Source organism: Gilliamella mensalis, assembly GCF_900103085.1.
GTDB lineage: Bacteria > Pseudomonadota > Gammaproteobacteria > Enterobacterales > Orbaceae > Gilliamella > Gilliamella mensalis.
On the sequence record NZ_FMWR01000033.1, the window covers coordinates 1 to 5034 of the forward strand.

The 5034-nt window shown below is 30.5% G+C and carries 6 protein-coding genes; all 6 read left to right on the forward strand.

Annotated features, from left to right (window positions below):
- On the forward strand, nt 1-754 hold a 754-nt coding region (locus BQ5209_RS10450), incomplete at its 5' end, for a glycoside hydrolase family 19 protein (protein ID WP_208610031.1).
- A 12-nt stretch (nt 755-766) separates the two neighbouring features.
- Nucleotides 767-1342, forward strand: a complete 576-nt coding sequence (locus BQ5209_RS10455) for a hypothetical protein (protein ID WP_085248757.1) — start codon at nt 767-769, stop codon at nt 1340-1342.
- A 64-nt stretch (nt 1343-1406) separates the two neighbouring features.
- Entirely contained in the window at nt 1407-2579 is a 1173-nt protein-coding gene (locus tag BQ5209_RS10460) for a hypothetical protein (RefSeq protein ID WP_085248759.1), read from the forward strand.
- A 5-nt stretch (nt 2580-2584) separates the two neighbouring features.
- Nucleotides 2585-3019 carry a hypothetical protein gene (locus BQ5209_RS10465; RefSeq protein ID WP_085248761.1) on the forward strand — a complete coding sequence of 145 codons (435 nt, stop codon included), beginning with the start codon at nt 2585-2587 and terminating at the stop codon, nt 3017-3019.
- A 587-nt stretch (nt 3020-3606) separates the two neighbouring features.
- Complete coding sequence (locus BQ5209_RS10470; protein ID WP_208610032.1) at nt 3607-4449, forward strand: glycoside hydrolase family 108 protein; 843 nt, start codon at nt 3607-3609, stop codon at nt 4447-4449.
- Nucleotides 4442-4858, forward strand: a complete 417-nt coding sequence (locus tag BQ5209_RS10475) for a hypothetical protein (RefSeq protein WP_085248763.1) — start codon at nt 4442-4444, stop codon at nt 4856-4858. Before BQ5209_RS10470 ends, BQ5209_RS10475 begins: the two co-directional genes overlap by 8 nt.
- Nucleotides 4859-5034: the final 176 nt, after the last annotated feature.

Here is a 5034-nt window from a genome sequence, read left to right on the forward strand (position 1 = left end):
TGATGGCAAGGCGTGGTTTATTCATCCTATAGCATTATTTAATTTCAAACCAAAATCGTGTATAACAGTTGATATGTTAAAACGTATTTTTACGCAAGCAGATAATGAAACATTAAATAATATAGCTCGTGATATCAACAAAAACTATAAATTATTTCATCTAGATACTGAATTAAGATTAACCCATTTTTTTGCTCAAAGTTTGCAAGAAGTTGGGGCTAAATGCACTTCATCTGCTGAAAGTTTAAATTATAGTTACAGTGCATTAAGAGCTTTTAGTTATTTCCGTGAAAACCCTAGTGAAGCAAAATTATATGGTCGAGTAGATAAACCAGAAAATAATCCGCATGCCGCAGATCAAGAAGCCATAGCAAATCGAGTATATGGAAATAGAATGGGGAATGGTGATATTAATAGTGGTGATGGTTGGAAATTCAGAGGACGTGGTATGTTTCAGTTAACGGGTAAAGCAAATTATCAAGGATTAACAGATTGGTATGAACAAACGTATAAAACTAGGGTCGATTTTGTTACAAATCCCGATTTAGTTCTTTCCAAGAATTATTTATTGTTATCTGCAGTATATTTCTGGTTGAAATATAAATTACATAAAAAGGCAGATAACGGTGATAAAGGAGAACATGTTGATAAAATTACAGAAATAATCAATAAAAATACTAAAACTTATGAAAATCGTCGGGAAAACTTTAAAAAAATAAAAAAAGAAAAAATTTTTGATTCTATTTCTTTTTAATGAGGAGTTACAATGAAGTTTAAAACAATGTTGTTTATATTATTAAGCTTAATTTTTATAGGACAAAATGCTTATGCTGATCCTGATGAGGATTTAGATACCATTCCCGAAAAATTTCGATTCCCTAAATATAATAACATAGCTCATTTACCAATTGAGGTTGAATATAAAGGTAAGAAAGGTATCGCTCTATTTCTTAGCAATTCATTTGACAATGGAACACGTAATTTAGAGGTTTATTTTTTAACTAATAATAATAGAGAATTGTATAAAGCACTAGAAGTTTATTCATATCAATATGGAAATAGTGAAGTAGTAAGTGCCTTCGAATTTACTAGAAAAAAATCCGGTAATAAATATATCTACATTTTATTGAAAGAAGGTACAGAGCTAACTACATGGTATCGTTTTATAGAATTACCTTTATTTGTAGAAGATGATGGTATATTAAGAGCATTATATTTTATAGGAGATGATTCTTTTATATCAAAAATCAATTGTATAGATGATTTTGAAACAAAAGAACGCTGCGAATTTTCAACGAAAGAGGGATTGATAAAATATCTTAATAAAGAAAGAAAACAATAATGAAATTTAAACTAATATTATTTATTTTTTTGATTGTTTTTTCAGAAACTCATATGCTGAAAGATTGACATTTGATATTGATCACAAGGTGGTTAATAAGGCAGTTTTCGATACTGAAAATAATAGAAATATTATTAATCTTTACCATAATAATAATTTGATTACAAAGATCCCGAGTTTTGATGAAGATGGTGGAAATCGTTTTGAAAAAGTATTAACGCGTTATGATGAAAATAATTTAATAAGAATAATAACCACTTTTTCAGATAGAGGGTATTTTAAGATTTATTATGATATAGGATTAAATAAAGATACTAATTTATATATACCTAATAAAGTAAGCTTTGAAACACTAAGACGAGAAATAAGCCGTTTTCCTGCTGGTTATCAACAATCGCTATCGGAAAAGCTGACTAAAGAGCAGTTTGAATCTTATGCCAAAATAGAAGCATTAGAAAAACAAGTAACAGCTTGGGAAAAGACCAAAGAGAAGATAAAAAAGATGTTGTGGTGGGATGATGTTGCTAAAGGCTTAGCCAAGCTAAACCAACAAAACGACACGCCTCCAGAAAATGGCGAGACAACGGATACCACAACTACCCCAGCAGACACCACCCCACCAGCCATGCTTAACGCTGATGGCAAGGCGTGGTTTATGCATCCCGTAGCGATGATGGATTATTTTAAGGTTGAAAAAAAGAGAGGTTGGGCTGAAAGTCCATTTGCTTTATTATTAGGGAAAGTAGAATCCAATAATGATTATTCAGCTTATAATCAAACTAAACCAAAATTAAGAGCTTTTTTTAATACTAACTTAACATCTATGACAATAGAAGAGTTAATTGATAAACAATCAAAAAAAGAAATATTTGCTGCTGGACGTTTTCAAATAATTCCTCAAACTTTAAAAGCTGCTGTGGCTTATTTAAAATTAGATTTATCGCTGAAATATAATAAAGAAACACAAGATACTTTATTTGAAGAATATTTAATAAAGATTAAAAGGAAAAGCATAATAAAATATTTAGAGCATGATGGTGATGTTGAAGATGCAATCTATGATTGGGCAAAAGAGTTTGCATCAGCTGGGGTACGTAAAGGTAAAACGATAAGTGGAGGACGGGTTGCTGCTTTTGAAGGCTCATCATATTATCAAGGTGATGGGCTGAATTCGGCCCATATACTACCAGATCAAATGGTTGATGCATTGATAGAATCGAAAAATGGGAGTTGGTGATAGATATGAAAGTATTTAAGTATGCTATTTTATGTTTCATTATCTTTTCAGTTGATTATTCTTGCGCAGCTCAAGGCGAAGACCATATTAACTTAAATTTTAATGATTTTCCTATTAAAACTAAAACAAAAATTAAACATGCAAACTTTGCTTATCACTATTTAATTAAGGTCTATGGATGTGGTGGCGGTGCTATTTGTGGAGAAATTAGAAACTTACTTTCTAACAAAGTTATTGGTTTACCTAATGCTTATTTAATAGAAGATGAAAATGGAGAAAATGGGTTTTCAATAGAATACCATTTAGATAGTAGTTTAATTATTATTTCTGGAATAATAGCAGATCCCGATGTAAATGAAGATAAAGAAAGATACAGAAGAAAATATTATAATTTTATTAATGACAAGTTAGAGTTAATTAGTTCAAGAAAAGAGGACTAATTTTGGTGATTTGGAGTTAAAAAGTTAAAACTTGAAAATTGTATAAATAGCATGCCGGCATTGCTGCTTGTTTTTTGTTAATTCTACTTTAACCTTTATCTACTAGAAAATTTGCCAGCAACGCAAAAAGATAATTTGAAGGATAGAAAAATGGTAAAGTAAAAGGTAGTTGTGTTAAATCTAATAATGAAATCAATTATGAAAATGCATATAACTTAGTAATGAAATCCTATTTATTCAATAAATCCAATGTAAATGAAAAAACAAAAATGTATTTAGTTAAAGGTGATGTAGTTAATTTATTAAAGATAAATAATGGATTTTATTATATTGAGTATATTACCCCGAAAAATAAAACCATAAAAAAATGGCTTCATTGTTCTGCAATTGATACTTGTGTTTATTGATAAAGACGATAGACAATATAGGATAGGGGATTTTTAGCTGTAGGTAACGAAGCAAAATTAGATGCATATTTAAGCCGTGTAGGTAAAGCAAAGAACTCCCCTGAAGCGAAAGGGTTTGAAACACTAAGACGAGAAATAAGCCGTTTTCCTGCTGATTATCAACAATCACCATCGGAAAAGTTGACTAAAGAGCAGTTTGAATCTTATGCCAAAATGGAAGCGTTAGAAAAACAAGTGACGGCTTGGGAAAAGACCAAAGAGAAGATAAAAAAGATGTTGTGGTGGGATGATGTCGCTAAAGGCTTAGCCAAGTTAAACCAACAAAACAACACCCCCCCAGAAAATGGCGAGACAACGGATACCACAACCACCCCACCAGCCACGCTTAGCGCTGATGGCAAGGCGTGGTTTATGCATCCTGTGGGTATCACTGTTATGACTAAAATTAAAATAGACGATTGTTCCTTAAAATTCCATAGAATTTCCAAAATAGTATTAAAGCATGAAGGAGGATATGTAAATAACCCAAATGATTCCGGAGGAGCGACTAATAAAGGGATAGCTTGGAATACATGGGTGTCATATGCAAAACAAGATTTGGGGATAGAACCTACTTTAGAGAACTTACAAAAACTTACAGATGAACAAGCCGAAATTATCTATAGAAAACGATATTGGCAACCAAAAGGATTTTGCAAAATAGAAAACGATAGATTAGGGTTAATGATATATGATTGGACAATTACTTCGGGGGGCGCAATAAAAGAAATACAACAACTTCTAGTTGATGAGTTTAATCAAAATTTTATTATTGATGGAAAAATGGGAGAAGCGACAGCTACTATCATTAATTCTATTTCTGATCAAGATAAATTATTAACGCGTATTACTGAAATTAGGAAAGCATATTATACTAAATTAGCTATTAAAGATGATGGGACTCATACAAAAAACTATGTTTTTTTAAAAGGTTGGTTAAATAGAGTTGATGATTGTTTAAAGGTGGAAATTAAAGATGGCTAGTTTTATGCGCAATATATTATTTGTTTTGTTTGTTTTATTACATTTAGATTATGCATGTGCTGTAGATATTGAACAAACTTGGACTGAAGAAATCTATTTAGAAAAAAATGAAATACCTTATAGTGTTTTTTCTATACAATTAAAAATTGACAATAGTAATATAGTAATAGGGGAATTATGTTCTATTGTTAATTATGGTAATAAAATAGATTGCCCTATACCTTTTGCATCTAAGTTAATTAATAATCAAATTAAGGTTCATTTTGATAGTACTTTTGGCGGTAAAAATGGTATAGCTATGATTAGACTACAAGAAGATAATTTAATTTGGGAATTAATTACTGCTCCTAACGGAGAATATTATTTTGCAACGAAAGCAAAATTACTTCCTGAAAAAATAGAACTGTAACTATCCCCTAAAATAGTACAACCCAAAAGTAGAAAATGCACTACGATAAAAGTAAAAGAGAATTTGAATATGAAAAAGATGACAGAATACAAAATCGTATTGATATTAAAAGAAGCAGAAGCTAGCATTTCTGTTAAAGAGCTTTGATGTATCGGATTAAAGCGGGTGATTTAGTG